Source organism: Polaromonas sp. P1_G4 (assembly GCF_056405475.1).
Map to the genome: position 1 here is coordinate 1 of NZ_JBFUCA010000825.1, position 1252 is coordinate 1252.

A 1252-nucleotide genomic window follows, 5' to 3' on the forward strand; every position below is an offset into this window, starting at 1 on the left:
GGCCTGATGCGTCCGGCCTTTTCTTTTCAGAAAGCGATTTCCCATGGCAGGCCTTCAACCCGGTTCACCCACGCCCACCGCATTGACGGTTCACAGCCAGTCGCGCATTCTTGAAATCGCGTTCTCCGACGGCGCCGAGTTCAGGATTCCGTTTGAACTCATGCGCGTCTATTCGCCCTCGGCAGAGGTGCAGGGCCATGGCCCTGGCCAGGAAATTTTGCAAACCGGCAAACGCGAAGTGAATGTGGTGGAGCTCGARCCTATTGGCAATTACGCGGTCAAGCCSGTGTTTTCCGATGGCCATGAGAGCGGAATATTCTCGTGGGACTATCTCTACAAACTGGGCGCCGATCAGGCCCAGTTATGGGACGAGTACCGGAGGCGCCTGCAGGCGGCCGGTGTTGAGCGCGATGCACCCATGGCCGCGCCCGGCGGCCACGGCTGTGCAAGCCACTGATTCCGCGCGAGCGGTGCGCGCCGCGGCGCGGCGGCGAATGGGCATTTCGCGCCACTGTTGTTTTTCCAGCATAAAAGCGGGCAATAAGCCGCAATGCCCCATGTCAGCTCAGGGTTGTCGAGAGCAATTACTCCTTTGCCCTCTAGCATTGATGGTATGAGCAGTACCCATTTCGGTTTTGAATCCGTTGACGAGCAAGACAAGGCACGCCGCGTGCGCGGGGTGTTTGACTCCGTGGCGCCCAAATACGACGTGATGAACGACCTGATGTCGATGGGGCTGCATCGGGCGTGGAAGGCCTACACAGTGCTGGTGGCCAACGTCAAAGAGGGCTACCAGGTGCTGGACATCGCCGGCGGCACGGGCGACCTGGCGCTGGCCTTTGCCCCCAAGGTGGGCAGCACCGGCCGCGTGGTGCATACCGATATCAACGAGGCGATGCTCCGCGAAGGCCGGAACCGCCTGCTGGATGCTGGTGTCAGCTTGCCCACCCTGGTGTGCGACGCCGAACATCTACCATTTCCCGATGCGAGCTTCGACGTGGTGACGGTCGCCTTCGGGCTGCGCAACATGACGCACAAGGAAGATGCGTTGCGCGAGATGAACCGCGTGCTCAAGCCCGGTGGCAAGCTGCTGGTGCTGGAGTTCTCCAAAGTCGCCAAGCCGCTGGAAAAGATTTACGACTGGTATTCCTTCAAGGTGTTGCCGCGGTTGGGCAAGCTGGTGGCCAATGACGATTCAAGCTACCAGTACCTCGCCGAATCAATTCGCATGCACCCCGGCCAGGACGAACTG

Annotated in this window: 2 protein-coding genes; both read left to right on the forward strand. The window is 60.4% G+C overall.

All coding sequences use genetic code 11. The annotated features are described in order from the left end of the window. Positions 1–43 precede the first annotated feature (43 nt). Positions 44–457 (forward strand): gamma-butyrobetaine hydroxylase family protein, encoded by a 414-nt coding sequence (locus AC1D1X_RS23700; RefSeq protein ID WP_477669822.1) that lies wholly within the window; start codon positions 44–46, stop codon positions 455–457. A gap of 156 nt (positions 458–613) precedes the next feature. Beyond that, positions 614–1252: class I SAM-dependent methyltransferase (locus AC1D1X_RS23705; protein WP_477699401.1), on the forward strand; the 639-nt coding region annotated here is incomplete at its 3' end.